Genomic DNA, 16,185 nt, shown 5'->3' on the forward strand with positions numbered 1-16,185 from the left:
AAGTATTTTGGAGGATTTATGAGTTACACTACTAATAGACAGCCCCAAGGCATCTTAATAGACAAAGTTAACTTTTTAAGGGAAGGTATGATAGCTGAGATAGTTGCTATAAATGATTATAGCCATTTTATAAAACTTACAAATAATAAAGAAATAAAAGAAATATTTCATCATATAATGGAAGACGAAAAAAGACATTATGGTTTATTTTTAAATGCACTTAGAAAATATGATAAAAAGTTAGATGAGTACAAGTATAAGATTAAAGATCATATTACCTTAAATTCTAAAGACAAAAAAAAATATTCAGATGTTTCTTCTAGCAAAATAAAAGATTCTAATTTATTAGACTATTTAAGAGAAGCTATTAAAGGAGAACTTGAAGCTATTTCACTTTATGAATTTTTCATATCCAATATTAGCGATGACTTCTTAATAGCTCTTATAAATGAGATAACAAACGATGAAAGAGAACATATAGAAGAGCTTACCTTTTGCTTAACCTTTTTAGATAAAGATAAATATGGTCCTTTATCTAAATAAAAGAAGCCCCCTTTTTAGGAGGCTTCTTTTAAATTAATTTAAAATGTTTCATTGCGTTATAAAATCCATCATTATCTAGATCAGAAGTTATAAATGTAGCATATTTTTTAACTTCTTCTGGCGCTTGTCCCATAGCTATGCTGTTTTTAGAAAACTCTAGCATTTCAATATCGTTATAATCATCACCAATTGCAAACACGTCTTCAAAGTCTACATCAAAATAGCCTAAGATAACTTCCATTCCTACCTTTTTTGAAACATCCTTTTCAGATATTTCTCCGCCGCTAAACTTTTTACTTAAAGATAAAGAAATACATTTATATTTATCTCCTAAATCTCTTTTTATCTTTTCATTATCTACTAAACATTCACCATCATATAAAACGTCAGCCCCATAGTAATGTAATTTATTTATTTCTATTTTATCTATATTTTCTATTTCAGTTGTTCCTTTATCTATAGTTTCCCTATGCTTTAAAAGAACATCATATTCTTCTTTTGAAACTTTATGTTTATCTGGAAGTTCAAATAATCTCATATATTTTTCTTTATGTCCTTTATTTATATAAATACTATCATTTGCTTCCATATTATAGACTATATTATTTTTATTAAAATACTCTACTAATTCTCTTTTGCTTTCTTCTTTCATCGGCTTTTTATATACTATTTCATTATTAACAACTACACAGCCGCCAGCTGAACATATAATATTTTCAAATTCCATCTCTTTTAAAACCCCATAGATAGAAGGTAGCGCCCTACCTGTGCTTAAAACTAGTATATGCCCATTTTCTCTTAATTTTTTAAATGCTTCTTTTGTCTTATCTGACATAAAGTGTCCCTTTACTATAGTCCCATCAGCATCAAAAAATATAATTTTTCTCTTCATTTTCATCCCACCCTAATTCTTTTTTTCACTTTTATCTTATCACTTAGAGTGCACTCTAAGTCAAACCTTTAAAAAATTTTTAGTATAATATGTTATAATTAATTTTATAATCGGAGGTGTTTTTTATGAAGGTATTTAAAAATACATTCAGCTATAAATCACTTAGCTCCTTGCAAGGACTACTTAAAAGCGAAGCTACGCTTTGTATGGAGCCTAAGTTTTTAGTTAGCTTACAAAACAAAGGCTTCTAAAGCACATTGTTTTTAAGTACTCTTTTGCTTAATTTAATTTTAGTTTAGCAAGGAGTAGATTTTATGAAATATATAAAAGCATTAGATGTGTTACCGAAGGAAGTTGTTGAAATAATTCAAAAATATATAGACGGTGAGTGCCTATATATCCCAAGAAAAGATGATAATATAAAATCTTGGGGTGAAAAGAGCGGTATTAAAAAAGAATTAAAATACAGAAATATAGAAATTTATAAAAAGTATAAAAGAGGTTCTAAGATTAATGATTTAGCTAAAGAATATTTTTTATCTGATAAAAGTATAAGAAGAATCATAACTGAAGAAAGTAAACTTTGCTCATAAACATTTCATAACTATTTATTAGATTGAATCTTAATTTTTATAATGATATTCTTTTTCTAAGGATATGAATTAAGGGAGTGAAATTTATGAGTCCTTTTATTAAAAAATACGAATATAACTTTGTAGCTAAATGCTTATATGATTTAAATAATGCATTTAGAAATTGTACTGATAAAAAAATAGTAGAAAGTACAAAAGCGTATATAGGAAACAAAATATATGCTAAATTTGATTCTTTAAATGAAGAAGAAAGAAAAATTCTAGATATTACAAAAATAGAAGATCCTCTACAAATTGAAGGATATTTAAAGGAAGTTAGATCTTACGTTTACGGTATGAAAATTCCAAGTTCAAAAACTTTAACTAAACTCTTTAAAAAAGAGAAAAAGTTAAAATTACCTGACCTATCAGAAGATAAAACTTTAGTTTACTTAGGTTTTATAGATCCATCAATAAGAAAACTACTTATAGCTTATGATTATAACGGTTCATTACTTGGAATGTCTTGTAGGCTATCTGATTCTACATCTAATAATACTAACGTTTGTACACTTTGTAATCATATAGGTAAAAAAGACGAAGTTGCCTTTGTTTCACCTATATGTAAAACTTCAAGTAAAAGCTTAGATGCTTATAAATCTATAGGATTTTATATATGCTTAGACAGCGAAAAATGTAATGATAGAATAACATCAACTGACAAATTAGAAGGTTTACTTAAAAAAGTAAATAATATAAAATAAATGCTAGAGTTTTTACCTCTAGCATTTTTTTAAAATTCTTCATCAAATAATTTCTTTTTATAATAACCTTCAGCACCATAAATTGCCCCTAAAGGATTATTGCAAAGTACACGGTCCTTTACAGCAAATACTGTTATTGGCGCCTTTGCATGTTTTATAAATAATGTGTCATGTCCTACGCATAACCCGAGTAATATATTTAAATCAACTTCATTTTTATTTAAATATAATGCCTGTGCTATAGGGTTACACATTATATCATTTTTAACGTAAGTTTCTTTTTCTTCTTGCTTTATACCTATATACCCTTTTAAATTAGCACCATTTTTACAGCCTATAGAAACTACTTCAAGACCATGATGTTCTAATATTTTAACAAACATTTTCGACTCATCGTGTAATCCCATACAAAATGCTACACCTACTTTTTTATAACCCATCTTTTTTGCAAAAACAACTATTTCTCGAACACGAGTCCAGTTACAATTTCCTTCACCTTCAACTAATGTCGCTTCCCTTTCGATTTTTAAATCTTCTGAAACATAAAGCTCTCTTGCTTCCTCTTGAAGTTCTAAATCTCTGCTTGGACAAAGTTTCTTTGGCATTTTATTTTCTTCTTTAGTAGTACATCCTCTTGTTGGACATTTTGCACATATTGTCATAATAGTTACCTTCTTTCTTATATTTTTCCGACATATCCTACAAAGTTATATAGACTAATCAGTATTACAACTATTACAAGTGTTGTATATACCTTGTCCACTCCCTTTAAAGATAATTTTTTAGATATCATAGGTCCTATAGTTCCTCCTAAAATACCACCTGCTAACATAAATAAACAAACAGAAGGATCAAAGTCTGGAACCTTTCCTCTAAATACTGTAAATAATAAACTTGTAAGTTGTGAAAAGAAAATAATATATATAGAGTTTAAAGCTGCAGTCTTACTATCCATTGCAAAAAATAAGAATAGTATAGCTAAGTTAATTGGACCTCCTCCAATCCCCATAAATGCAGAAGTTGACCCTAATAAAAAACCAATTATCAAACATACAATACTATTTTCAACGCTATATGTTTTAAATTTGCTTTTATTTAAAGTAAATATCAAAACTCCTATGGTAACGATTGCAAGAAGCATAGATTGTGAAGCTCCAACTACAGCTTCCTCGCCGGATGCTGTTTTTATGTAATCAAATATTAATTTACCTATTATTCCACCAATCGCTCCTCCAACTGCAAGAAGAGTACCTTTTCTTTTATCAATCTTTATATTAGAATTTCTACTTCTAAATAAAGTCATACTTGTCATTGCTAAAACAGTACACCCTGATAAAAAACTAATTACAGAAACATTTAATGTTCCTAGTGAATCTAATACTGGCTTTATAATAACGCCCCCACCTATACCACTTATAGCTCCAACTATACATGATATTAAACACACAAAAAAATAAATAACACTCATAGAACACCTCTAATTTTCAAATTAGTAATACTATTATTCCTTGGCCAAGTTATTTTTTTAACAAACATATTACATTTTAATTCTATCATTTACCAAAAAATATTAATAATAACATTTTTTTATTCAACCTATAAGTTTTTGTTATAAGTAAACATTTACAAGTTTTTTTTGTTAATGTTTATAAATATAGTCAAAAATTCAGAGATTAAGTTATAAATTTTCGATTCGTTACCTTTATTTTTTAAAATTTGTAAAAATATAATCCCATATAAGTTATCTTTATAGAAATATATATATATTCATATAATTCTTATTAACGAATTTGATTTCAATCTAATTTTATTGTTTTTCGATAAATTTATATTGTTTTTTATGAAATTTAATGATATTATGTTTTTATAAAAGGAGTGATACAAATGAAAAAATTAATTTATCTTTCACCTTATATTTTAGGTTTACTTTGTTTTTTAGTTAATATTACTTCAGATACATATGTTAATTCTGAAGGATTTTTAGTTGAACCATATTTCTTTATGATACCTTTAGGTTATTTATTTATTTTTATAGGAATAATTATAACCCTTTTTAAGGCGCCTACCTTTCTAAGAAAAAGATTTAAAAAAAGTGCTAATATAAATTAGCACTTTTAAAATTTACTTTAAATGTTCTTTTCTTATTTTCTTTAAAGCTTTTTTTGAACCTCTTAAGATATCTTTTTCTAGCTTTCTTTCTTCGAATCTTACAAATAATTGATTAAAATCATAATCTTTCGGATATAAATCTGAAGCTTTAATTTGTAGTTTTAACCTACTATAGTTAACCTTTAAATATTCTTCTTTAAAAAACACTATAACATTATTTAAGTTATCCCTTTCTTTAAAAACAATACCGCTTTCGTTTTTATCTAAAAGTAAAACTTTATCTCCTATATTAAAGTCATCTATATTATTTCTTTCTCTTTCTATAACTTTATTTTTTGGCTTTTCTATGCTAATTAAGTTTATCTCGTATTCTTTAGTTTTTATATATTTTTTTGTTTTTTCTATTATAGAATCAGATATTCCCACCTTTTTAGAAATATATAAAGCGTTACTATCACCTGATACTCCAATCTTTAATTTATATAATGGATCTAAAGTATCTTTTTGAAATTCCATAGCTGCATTTTCAAAATGAGGATGCAAACTCGAATAATTTTTTATTTCTCCATAGTGGGTAGTTGCAACTGTAGTTGCCCCTTTTAAGTATAAATCTTCTAAAATAGCTATAGCTAAAGATGCACCTTCATTTGGTTCAGTTCCACTTCCTATTTCATCAAATAGTAATAATGTATTTTTATTTGTTTCTTTTATAATTTTAGATAAATTACTAACGTGAGAAGAAAATGTACTTAAAGCATTTTCAATACTTTGATTATCTCCAATATCTACAAATACATTATCAAAAACTGAAATTTCTGTATTTTTAGAAGCTCCAATATGAAATCCTGATAATGTAGCTAAAGTTAGTATTCCAATAGTTTTTAAAACTACTGTTTTCCCCCCAGCGTTTGGCCCTGTAATTATAAGACTCTTATAATTATCGCCTATTTCAAAATCTAAAGGAACTGAATTTTTAATTAAAGGGTATCTTCCTTTAACTATTTTTATAAATCCATCTTTATTTAATTTAGGTTTTATTCCGTTTATCTCTTTACTAAACTTAGCTTTAGCGAAAATCATATCATACTCTGCTATAACTTCAATATTTATTTTAAGTTCTTTTACTCTTTCATAAATTATTTCAGTTAATTTAGCTAGAATCTTGTATTCTTCCATAGCTTCTTCTACTTTTAAAACTTCAAATTCGCTAGTATATTTAGAGATAACCTTTGGTTCTATAAATACAGAGCCTCCTTTTGATGAAGTTTCAATTATAGTTCCATCGACTTTATTTTTATAAGCAGCCTTTATAGGAACAGTATATCTTCCATTTCTTAAACTTATAAAAAATTCTCCTATAGCTTCTTTATTATTTGGGCTTTTTAAAAACTTTTCTAGTCTTTCTTTTATTTTCCCCTCACATATATCTTTGTGTCTTCTTATTTTTTTTAATTCTTTAGATGCGTTAGAACTAATACTATTTCCGATTATTGTGTTATTAATTTCCTCTTCTATATAAGAAAGCTCCGTTATATTATCTGCATATAAACTTAGAGTTTTAGCATAACCTTCTTTATCTTTCATAAAATTTTTAATTTTTCTAGAGCCTCTTAAGAAGTTAGATATCATTACTAAATCTTCTATATCTAAAGATGACCCCTTTTCCATTTTTTCTAAAAGAGGTTTTATATTAAAGATTCCATCAAAAGGAATATAATAAGATGCATCAATTAACGCTCTTCCTTCCTCAGTCTCTTCAAGCCTTCTATCTACAACTTTCAAATCTGAACTAGGTTTGATTTTCTCTACTAATTCTTTCCCTAAACCACTTACACAATATCCTTTTACTATTTCTTTTAACTCATAATAATGTAATTTGTTTAATGTTTCTTTATTCATTTTTACCCTTCCTTGCTTTCCTCTTTGAGCCAAACGAAACTAAAAAATAGATTTCGATTTTAAATAAAAAAAGCTGTGGATACTCCACAGCTAAATAAACAAAATAAAGGGACTTCTCCCAATAGGTGTAGTTTCGTGGACTCGTATCTTAAATAATAATTAATTCCATCAAAATAAAAGGTATTTAAACCTTAAAATTTTATAAAATTAATAAAAATTATCATTTTAGATACTATACACTCACAAAATTACCTCTCTTTTTGAAATCTATCTTTTATCATATTATATTATAATTTACAATATTTTAAAAGAGTAAATTATAATCTTTTAATAACTTTTGCTGGATTTCCACCAACTACTACATTATCTTCTACATCTTTAGTAACTACAGACCCTGAGGCTATTATGGAATTGTTTCCAATATTCACTCCAGGATTAATAATAGATCTTCCTCCAATCCAAACATTATCACCTATAGTTACAGGCTTTCCAAACTCAAGCCCACTCACCCTTTCTTTAGCGTCTAAAGGATGTGTAGCTGTGTATATATGAACTCCTGGTGCAAGTAGGCAGTTATCTCCAATTGTAACCTTACAAACATCTAATATTACGCAATCAAAGTTTGCATAAAAATTATCTCCAACTGAAATATTGCTACCATAATCACATTTAAACGTAGGTTCTATAAATATATCTTTTCCGCTATGACCTAATAACTCTTTTAAAATCTCACTTCTTTTTTCTTTTTCCTTCTCACTAGTATTATTATATTCTCTAGTTAACCTTCTAGCCTTTTCTCTTTCTAATGATAATTCTGAATCTCCTGCAAAATAATACTCTGAATTTAACATTTTTTCTTTTTCTGTTCTCATAAAATCTCTCCTTACCCCTTAATTATTATCTTAAATATTATATCATGTAAACTTTACCAAAAGAATAAAGAAGCAATAAATTTATTGCTTCTTTTCTAGTTTAAGGGGTATATATGGTTTTATTATTACCATCTATAATTAAAAGTGATTTAGCTTTTATGCTATCACCTGAAACATTAACATCTTTATTTGAGAAGTTAGCTATAACTTTAATATCATTTCCATACTCTGTCATCTGAACTTCTCTATTATCAGTTAAAACTTTGTAATTTGTCATTTCTTTGTTTATTACCTTTTTACTAAAATCTGACCAAACCTTTGTGTGGTTAACTATAGTATCTTTATTTGACTCCCACTCATTTTTATCTATATGATATAAAGGTGGTACATTAAATAAAATCTCAGAAAGCATTCTATTTTTTACATCATCTTTAAACTTTAAAGTTCCATTTCCCCACCAGTAAGTAGTTATAACTGAATCGTTATAAACTAATTTATAAAGAGGAATAGTATACTTTTCATCTAAAAATAAAGTTCTATATTTATCTTTTAGAGGAACTGGTTTTTTAAATAACTCTGGAACGCCTCCTGTATTAGAATAATATTTTCCAAAGTAATATTTACTTTCTTTATTAGATTTCATATCAGGGTCCATCCAATTAAATGAAGGTGTATCTATGCCGTGTGCAAAAGCTAATGTTTTACTTGCAAAATCATTTCCACCTTCAGAACCTACTACCATATTCCAATCATTTTCTAAATACTCCATTCTTTGAAGTCTTGCTTTTATATCTTGCTTTTGTGTTGTTATATGATTTTTTGAATAATCATCATAAACTTCACCAGTTGCATCTGTATCTAAGAACCATGAATTAAATAATAATCCTGTATTCATAATAGAAGATACTCTTTCTTTAACACTAGGCATTGCAAGAGTTGGATTTAGTTTTCTTCCTGTTCCTTGGAATCCTTCTATCTTTTTACCATTTTTATCTGTAACTGTTGCATTGTCATATAAAGTTTTATCACTAAATTTTGCTGTATTCCACTCTTCTTCTCCTGGCTTATGGATAGAGTGATATGAGTCATAAGTTCCTACTAAATATCCTAAGTAATTTGCTTCTTTTACGAAGTTTGGATTATCAAATCCAGTTTGCCAATCATCAAATCCAATCCACATATTGTTAATTCCAGACTTTTTCATATCATCTATAACATCAACTGTGTTTGAGTTATTCCACTTATCAACTGGATCTACGCAATCACCTAGTTCACCTTTTAATAGTCTTTTATTTAGATCTATTATTTCTACAGGGTTTAATTTATCTATACCTTTTTCTAAATAAGTTTTGCTTTGATCGTCTAAGTTTTTAAATATATCTTTATTATAGAATTCTTTAAGCATTAGAACATCTGAAATACCTGTAACTATTCTATTTTTAGTATACTTATCTACATAATCCGCTTTGCCAAGTTCATCAAAAGCTGAGGATATATCACTGCTATCTGGCACTTTTGTCTTTAATAAATTTTTTATCCAATCTTTAAGTTCTTTTGGCATATCTTTGTTTAACTTACTCCAAACAATGTTTTCTTTAGAGATTACATTTTTATCCCAAAAGTAAACAAAAGGAGCACCATAAAGCTTTTCTATGTTTTTATTTTTTTTAGCCTTCTCACTTAAAGTTTTAAATTCGCCTTTTTCGATAATATAATTTTTATATGTTTTAGCTACGCTAACTGGATTTTTATCAGTAACATATATTCTAAATCCATATTCTTTATCTTCATTTATAGTAGGGTATTCGTGATTAAAATCGAAATTAAGATCTCCCTTTGTATTTGCTATAAGTTTATTATTATATGGATTTTCAATTATATATAATAAAGAATATTTATCCTTATTAACTGCAAAAAATTGCATTGAAAAGTTCTCTAAAGTATTTAATTCGTTTTCTTTAAAATAATCCTTAAATGTTTTATCATCTTTTGGTATATTCTTACCTTCGCCTATAGGTAGCATGTATGAATCACCACTTACTTTTGGAAAAGTAAAACTATTTTCTTTTTTAGTGTTAGATTTAATTTTTACATCTAAATAATTATCTTTTTTCTCTAAATCAACATCAATATTCTTTTTAGGATAGGACCATGAAATCTTATCGCCATCTTTTTTATAGTTTTCTACCTCAGTTTTTTCCAAGGGGTTAGATGCACTATAAGTTGAACCATCTACATTTACTTTTATGCTAAAAGTTTCAGGGTCTACGGAGTAACTAAAATTCTTGTCATCCACTTTAGAATAGTTATTTTCTATCTTTTTATCTTCGCTTTTTGCACAACCTGCAAACACACATGCACTTGTAATTGCAATTAATACTAGCGATATTATTTTTTTCAATTCGACCACCTCGAGTTATATATTAATTCCTCTTTGTTACACGAATGTTACATAGCCTAATTACTTTTTTTATATTATTTGGAAAATATTACTTGACTATATTAAGTACTTAATTATAAAATGTAATTGTACTTAATAATATAAAGTACTTAATAAAAGAAAGGGGTGTATACTTTGGAATTTGATAAAGAAGTCCTTAAGGGGTACATAGATTCAATAGTTTTATCAACTTTAAAACCTGAAGATATGTATGGCTACTTAATTCTAAAGAAAATAAAAGAAATTTCAAACGACCAGTTTGAAATTAAAGAAGCTACACTTTACGTCTCATTAAAGAGACTTGAAAAACGAGGTTTACTAAAAGGGTATTGGAATGATAACTCTAAAACTAATGGCGGTAGACGAAGATATTATAAAATTACAAAAGATGGTCTTAATACACTAAAAGAAAACTCAAAAGAATGGAATGTTTTAAAGATAATAATCGATAAATTTCTAGGGGGAAGCTAAAATGAGTAAAATAGAAAAATATCTTAATGACATCTATAGTAATTTAGATCCAAATGATACAGAAACTAAAATTCTAAAAGAAGAAATGAAGTTTCATTTATATGATAAAATAAGCGATTTGATTCAAGAAGGTTATACAAACGAAGAAAGCATTGATATAGCAATAAAAAGTTTTGGTGATGAAAATTTAGTTAAATCTGATATTAAAACTATAATAAAATCTCAAAGTAAATATACAAACATATTAAAAAGAATAGCTTTATTTATTTTTTTACTTGGATTTATGTTAAAGGCTCTGTCAGTTTTTGAACTAGAAAAAGAACAAAAGCAATTTTGGGTAGATTATGGTCCTACTTCTAATATTGTGATAGATTCTATAGCAAATGAAATAAAAGATAAAGAATCTTTAGATGAAGCTTCTAGAAAATCGATAGTAGAAAAATTAAATTCCTTTAACAATGAATTTAATAACGGAATTCACCACCTTACTATATCTAAAGGAGATAAAGTAGTTTTTGATTATAAAAAGAATATATCAGAAGATTTAAAGGGCTCTGGAAGCGGCGGCACTTATTTAGATAATGGTTTTACTATCACTTATGCAGACACACTAGAAAATGAATTTAGATCTAGCCTTGCATATAATTCTTACGATAGTATTGATGAAATTTCAAATTCACTTCATTACATTTTAGATAAACTAGGATTTGTTTTCATATGTTCCGCATTTGTTATGATGATAATGTATTATATTCAAGATTCTATTTTAAAAGAAAAGTTAACTAAATCTAAGATTATTATTTTATCTATTGAAACTTTTATTTTCTTCTTTTCTATAGTTTCAGATAAAGATATAATCGCTCTGCTTTTTGTAATCTTTTTAATATTTAATTTAATATTAGAAAAACTTACAAGTTTGAAGCTAAAATCTATAGAAAACTCTACAGTAACTATTTAATTTATAAAGCTGCTGCAAAATATTGCAGCAGCTTATTTTATTTAAAAAGATAGATATCTCTTAAGAATCTTTCATAATTTTCCCTTTGAGTAAACTTATTATTAGGATAAATATTATTTGATAAAACTATCTTATTAAGCTTTTCTCCATTTAAATCTTCATCTAAAAAATAATTTTGTCTTTCATAAAGGTATCTTAATAATTTTCCAAGACTAAAAAGCTCATCATAGTAACTTCCATAAGAAAAGCCATCAATAAATTTATCTAGTCTTTTATAATTTCTAAAAAATACTGACTTTGCAAGCCATCCTTTTTTTGCTACACCTTTTTTTGTTGAAATCTTTAGGATATTATTTATTTCTTTAGTGAACTCTGTAAACTCTCCAGTTTCTAATTTTATTCCAACTATAGGATACCATAGCCCCTCAACTTTTCCATCATTTGTACCAGAGGATCTATAATATGCTAAAGTAACCTTTTCGTACACTCCATCAAAGTTTATAATGACATCTAAAAGTCCAATCACCCTAAAATGTTTCCTAGTATATATATTAGTCCTAAAACTTTCTTTATAAACCTTAACTATTTTGTTACTCATAAAATTTACCATTATTAATACTAGAAATTAAAAAATCTAATACTCTTCTTATTTCGTTAGTATCTTTAAAACTATCTCTTTTTGACATTAACTTTTTAAGAAAATATTTTTCTTCTTTAGATATCTTAAGTTCCTCATACCAAGGCCTATCAATATAAGAACTAATATTATACTTCGTATAATAAAGATGAATTAAAAAATCACCTAAATACCAAAAATCTGAAACTCTTAAATCATTTCTATTATCTATAAACTTTGCTAACCCAAAATCAATTAGCCCTAAAGAATTATCTTCTTTAACTATTACATTTGGTAATCTTATATCCCTGTGTGCTATATTATTTCTCTGTAAAACTTCAATTATATCTAATAATTTATAGCATACTTTAAATATATCTCTTCTATTAAATTCTAAGTTTTCTTTGTAAACTAAATCATCAAAAACTTTTCCTTCAATATACTCTAAAATATAACCTTCTCTATATTTATCTTTAAATGTTCCTACAAACTTAGGAAAATTTTTATAATTTAACTTCTCTAAAATTTCAATTTCATATTTTAGATTTCTTAAGCTTATCTTTAGCATTTCTTTTTTAAACTGCTTAACAACAACCTTTTTTCCGTAGTTATCTATTCCTAAATAAGCAATTCCATATCTTCCTTGCCCTAAAAGTTTAACAAGTTTATAATCTTCTATCATTTGTCCTTTAAAAAAATACTTGTCCACTTTATACACCTAATCTTTAAAGATTAAATCTAATACCTAGTATAATGTCTTCTTTTTTCAGATCTTTTTTCGCTTTTAGGACTTCTTAAATCACTTTCCCATATCCATGAAATAGATTCTTCTCTACTAGGCTTACGACTAAATGAATAACTAGATCTACTTCTGTCTGAATCTCTTGAATCGAAACTTTCATATATACTACTTTCTCTTGAAGAATACGCACTAGTATAACTTCCACTATATGAACTTCTAGAACCCTTAGAAGCACTACTATAAGAATTACTTCTACTCATACTAGAAGATGCACTTGATTTATAGCTATATGAATCCTCTCTACTAAAGCTTCTGCTGCTACTACTGCTACTACTAAAACTTCTTCTTTCTTCTGGAATATCAAAAGCGCTATAGCTTTCTTCTTTTTTTATATTTTTTCTCTTATAAAAACTATGCCCTCTACTTGATCTATCATAACCTCTTCTCACGATTAACACCTCTTATAATTAATATTAAAGTTTACCTAGTATATAGTATGTTTTAAACTCCTTTTGTGTTACATAATGCTAATAACAAAAAATCACCTAAAAAATTCTTTTAGGTGATTTTTATTGTTATATATTTTTCTAAGTTAATATATATTTAATTATTTAAAAGTTACTTTTGCTTCTTTTCTTGGGACAGTTCTTTGGTATTTTACGTTTGGATAACCAACTACCATACAACTAACAATATTTTGATCTTCCTCTAAATCTAAGAATTCCATTATTTTCTTATTTGAAACTGCAGCTCTTTGGAAGAATCCACTAAAGAAAGTTCCAAGACCTAAAGAGTCTATCATAAGTTCCATATTTGATGAAGCTAATCCCCCATTTATAGGAGTTTTTGAAACTACTAAAATAACAACTGGTGCGTTAAAGAATAATCCATCCTTTTTATTATCTTTTTTATATTCTTCAAACATATTAATCCATTTTCTTGCGTATCTTTCAAAAGGTTTTGTATCTTCATTTAGATTTTCAATTAAATACTTTCCTTTTTCATAAAGGCTTTCCATAGCTAAATCTTTTAATTCATTTATTTTATCCTTAACTACTACATAAGAAACATCTTGGCTGTTTGTAGAAGTTTGAGTATATCTACCAGCTTCAATTATTTTCATTATCTTTTCATCTTCTACATCTTTAGGTTTAAAGTTTCTAACGCTTCTTCTAAATTTAATAAAGTTTAATAAATTTTCTGGTTCTACCTTAAATTCATCTTCTTTATACTCTATAACTTCATCCATAGTTTTTTCATCTGTAAAAACTGCATTTTTAGGACAAATAGCTATGCAGTGTCCACAATTAATGCAAGCTTCGTTTTTTACAAATGCTTTCCCACTATTTAATTCTATATCTTTTACTGGACAATCTTTAATACAAAGAGTACATCCTACACATTTATCTCTATCTACTAACATCATAATTTTTTTCCTCCAAATTTTTGACTTATTCTAAGTTCAAATTTATAATTTATTGTATTATACATCACTATTTATATATAGGTCTAATTGAATTTTTTCATATAATTATAACTTTTAGTTATAAATAAAATTTTGCAGGTGAAATAAATGAATTTACAACAACTAGAATATTTTAAAATAGTTTCTGAAACTTTAAATTATACTAAAGCTTCAAAGATACTATCTGTTACTCAACCAACTTTAAGTAAGTCAATATCAAAATTAGAAGAAGAATTAGAGGTTAAGTTATTTCAAAAGAAAGGCAGAAATATTATTTTGACTCCCTTTGGTGAGATCTTTTTAAAACACGCAAATTTAGCTTTAATAGAAATAGAAACTGGAATTTCTAAAATAAATAGTAGACTTAAATGTGAAAATAAATCTTTATTAATATCATCTACTCCGAGTGTTTCAAAATATTTCATGCCTTTTGTAATTACAGAGTTTTTAGATTACAACTCAAATCTTAAAATAAATTTTAATTATCAAAAGCGAGATGAAATACTATATGATTTGAAAAACGGTAAGATTGATTTAGGTTTTTACTATGGCTTTAAAAATGAAATTTATGATAAAGAAATAACTTCTATTCCTATAAAAAGAGAAGATTATGTTATTATAGTTCCAAAGGGTCATAAACTATCTAATAAAGAGGAAGTTTATCTTGAAGAACTAAAAGATGAAAAGTTTATAGCTTTTTGCGAAGAAAGAAGTTCTGATGCCGTATCATACCTTGATGTTTTAGGATATATTCCAAAAATTTCAGTTGAACCTAGCAATTCTAGTATGCTTGAAAGCTTAGTATCAACAGGTGCTGGAATATCGATTATTCCAAACACTCCTTTAATAAATAAAAATACTATTTCAACTATTAAAATAAAAGATAAAGTAAATAGTAAATATATCTATATGGCATTTTTAAAAGACCATCCTCTTTCAGAGCAAGCTAAATTATTTAAAGATTTTATTTTAGAGAAATATGAATTTAACAACAAATAAATTTAAGCCACTTATTTTTAAAAATAAGTGGCTTAAATTTGCTTTTATTAAAAGCAGAATCTACTTATTAAAACTATTATTGTTAAATGTAATGGATAGAATATATAAAACATCCATTTAACAAACTTGTTTCTAAGTCCTAATTTTCCGTTATAAAGTAATATAAAAGGTAATGCAAATAACATCATCCATTGGTAATCATATAAAAATATCTGATCATAAAAATTAGGTTGTCCCAAAGATAAGATAACTTGAAGTAAACTAAATAAAATATAAGTTAAACTTAATAATAATTTTTTATCTCTAAAGAAATAGAAAATGTAAGTCATAACTAAACCAAAACCAGATGCTTCTGTAAATAATATTACTATAGACATTATTATAGTAAATACAATTCCTTTTGGTTTATTTCCTCCCTTTTTAACATATTCAAGTCCCATCATTATAGCAACTGAACATGCAAGAGATAAAAATATATTATTTTCTATTCCAAGCAGGTTGTCTACTCCAAACATAAGGGCACCAAACAGTACTAATCTACTTAAGTACTTTCCCCTATCCCTTGTGTGAAAGAACCCTTCTGCTATCAAATAAAAGAAAATAGGTGCTGCTATTTTTCCTAGATATCCAAACCATATTGGAATGCTATTTCCTGATGGCCCGTCTATATATGTATAAACATGGTCTAATACCATAGAGACTATTGCAATGATTTTTAAATTAAATGAATTTAATATCTTCAAAACTCATTTCCCCTTTCTTAAGTTGTTTCTAAAACAATTATACGAAAGGATTTCTTATTCTCTTATTGATTTATGTTACGCTAACCTTACAATTTTGAAA

General features: G+C 26.5%; 19 protein-coding genes. 8 read left to right on the top strand and 11 right to left on the bottom strand.

Annotated features, from left to right (window positions below; all coding sequences use genetic code 11):
• The first annotated feature begins 18 nt into the window (after window positions 1–18).
• Complete coding sequence (locus M4I33_RS13900; protein ID WP_257917372.1) at window positions 19–543, top strand: ferritin-like domain-containing protein; 525 nt, start codon at window positions 19–21, stop codon at window positions 541–543.
• Window positions 544–571: 28 nt separating this feature from the next.
• On the opposite strand, the gene M4I33_RS13905 is transcribed toward M4I33_RS13900, so the two are convergent.
• The gene (locus M4I33_RS13905) at window positions 572–1,435 is read right to left on the bottom strand and encodes an HAD family hydrolase (RefSeq protein ID WP_257917373.1); all 864 of its coding nucleotides are present in this window, start codon (window positions 1,433–1,435) and stop codon (window positions 572–574) included.
• A gap of 125 nt (window positions 1,436–1,560) precedes the next feature.
• On the opposite strand from M4I33_RS13905, the gene M4I33_RS13910 reads away from it, so the two are divergent.
• The 3 genes from M4I33_RS13910 (at window position 1,561) to M4I33_RS13920 (ending at window position 2,771) form a co-directional block, all read left to right on the top strand.
• Window positions 1,561–1,686, top strand: coding sequence for a hypothetical protein (locus M4I33_RS13910; RefSeq protein ID WP_257917374.1), 126 nt, complete (start codon window positions 1,561–1,563; stop codon window positions 1,684–1,686).
• Window positions 1,687–1,749: 63 nt separating this feature from the next.
• A complete protein-coding gene (locus M4I33_RS13915) occupies window positions 1,750–2,028 on the top strand; it encodes a CD3324 family protein (protein ID WP_257917375.1) in 279 nt (92 codons plus the stop codon).
• Between the two features lie 86 nt (window positions 2,029–2,114).
• Window positions 2,115–2,771 (top strand): FBP domain-containing protein, encoded by a 657-nt coding sequence (locus tag M4I33_RS13920; protein ID WP_257917376.1) that lies wholly within the window; start codon window positions 2,115–2,117, stop codon window positions 2,769–2,771.
• A 29-nt stretch (window positions 2,772–2,800) separates the two neighbouring features.
• Here M4I33_RS13920 and M4I33_RS13925 read toward each other — a convergent pair whose 3' ends face one another.
• Complete coding sequence (locus tag M4I33_RS13925) at window positions 2,801–3,433, bottom strand: DUF1847 domain-containing protein (RefSeq protein WP_257917377.1); 633 nt, start codon at window positions 3,431–3,433, stop codon at window positions 2,801–2,803.
• Between the two features lie 17 nt (window positions 3,434–3,450).
• Window positions 3,451–4,239, bottom strand: coding sequence for a sulfite exporter TauE/SafE family protein (locus tag M4I33_RS13930; protein WP_257917378.1), 789 nt, complete (start codon window positions 4,237–4,239; stop codon window positions 3,451–3,453).
• A gap of 416 nt (window positions 4,240–4,655) precedes the next feature.
• Between M4I33_RS13930 and M4I33_RS13935 the strand changes: the two genes are divergently transcribed.
• Complete coding sequence (locus M4I33_RS13935) at window positions 4,656–4,880, top strand: DUF3955 domain-containing protein (RefSeq protein ID WP_257917379.1); 225 nt, start codon at window positions 4,656–4,658, stop codon at window positions 4,878–4,880.
• 12 nt (window positions 4,881–4,892) lie between these two features.
• Here the strand turns inward: M4I33_RS13935 and M4I33_RS13940 are convergent, their stop codons facing one another.
• The 3 genes from M4I33_RS13940 to M4I33_RS13950 form a co-directional block, all read right to left on the bottom strand.
• Window positions 4,893–6,779, bottom strand: a complete 1,887-nt coding sequence (locus tag M4I33_RS13940) for an endonuclease MutS2 (protein WP_257917380.1) — start codon at window positions 6,777–6,779, stop codon at window positions 4,893–4,895.
• 317 nt (window positions 6,780–7,096) lie between these two features.
• On the bottom strand, window positions 7,097–7,651 hold the full coding sequence (locus M4I33_RS13945) for a sugar O-acetyltransferase (protein WP_257917381.1): 555 nt from the start codon (window positions 7,649–7,651) through the stop codon (window positions 7,097–7,099).
• A gap of 100 nt (window positions 7,652–7,751) precedes the next feature.
• On the bottom strand, window positions 7,752–10,061 hold the full coding sequence (locus M4I33_RS13950) for a glycoside hydrolase (protein ID WP_257917382.1): 2,310 nt from the start codon (window positions 10,059–10,061) through the stop codon (window positions 7,752–7,754).
• A 165-nt stretch (window positions 10,062–10,226) separates the two neighbouring features.
• Between M4I33_RS13950 and M4I33_RS13955 the strand changes: the two genes are divergently transcribed.
• A complete protein-coding gene (locus tag M4I33_RS13955) occupies window positions 10,227–10,562 on the top strand; it encodes a PadR family transcriptional regulator (protein WP_257917383.1) in 336 nt (111 codons plus the stop codon).
• 1 nt (window position 10,563) lies between these two features.
• Window positions 10,564–11,520, top strand: coding sequence for a permease prefix domain 1-containing protein (locus M4I33_RS13960; protein WP_257917384.1), 957 nt, complete (start codon window positions 10,564–10,566; stop codon window positions 11,518–11,520).
• 37 nt (window positions 11,521–11,557) lie between these two features.
• Here the strand turns inward: M4I33_RS13960 and M4I33_RS13965 are convergent, their stop codons facing one another.
• From M4I33_RS13965 to M4I33_RS13980, 4 genes are all read right to left on the bottom strand, one after another.
• On the bottom strand, window positions 11,558–12,118 hold the full coding sequence (locus M4I33_RS13965; protein ID WP_257917385.1) for a hypothetical protein: 561 nt from the start codon (window positions 12,116–12,118) through the stop codon (window positions 11,558–11,560).
• On the bottom strand, window positions 12,111–12,845 hold the full coding sequence (locus tag M4I33_RS13970) for a protein kinase (protein ID WP_257917386.1): 735 nt from the start codon (window positions 12,843–12,845) through the stop codon (window positions 12,111–12,113). The genes M4I33_RS13965 and M4I33_RS13970 overlap by 8 nt, the downstream gene beginning before the upstream one ends.
• Before the next feature lie 29 nt (window positions 12,846–12,874).
• Window positions 12,875–13,327 carry a hypothetical protein gene (locus M4I33_RS13975; RefSeq protein ID WP_257917387.1) on the bottom strand — a complete coding sequence of 151 codons (453 nt, stop codon included), beginning with the start codon at window positions 13,325–13,327 and terminating at the stop codon, window positions 12,875–12,877.
• Between the two features lie 158 nt (window positions 13,328–13,485).
• Entirely contained in the window at window positions 13,486–14,304 is an 819-nt protein-coding gene (locus M4I33_RS13980) for a nitroreductase family protein (RefSeq protein ID WP_257917388.1), read from the bottom strand.
• 147 nt (window positions 14,305–14,451) lie between these two features.
• On the opposite strand from M4I33_RS13980, the gene M4I33_RS13985 reads away from it, so the two are divergent.
• Window positions 14,452–15,342, top strand: coding sequence for a LysR family transcriptional regulator (locus M4I33_RS13985; protein WP_257917389.1), 891 nt, complete (start codon window positions 14,452–14,454; stop codon window positions 15,340–15,342).
• 47 nt (window positions 15,343–15,389) lie between these two features.
• Here the strand turns inward: M4I33_RS13985 and M4I33_RS13990 are convergent, their stop codons facing one another.
• Window positions 15,390–16,079, bottom strand: a complete 690-nt coding sequence (locus M4I33_RS13990) for a conjugal transfer protein TraX (protein ID WP_257917437.1) — start codon at window positions 16,077–16,079, stop codon at window positions 15,390–15,392.
• Between the last annotated feature and the right edge of the window lie 106 nt (window positions 16,080–16,185).

Source organism: Clostridium sp. LY3-2, assembly GCF_024705715.1.
GTDB lineage: Bacteria > Bacillota > Clostridia > Clostridiales > Clostridiaceae > Clostridium.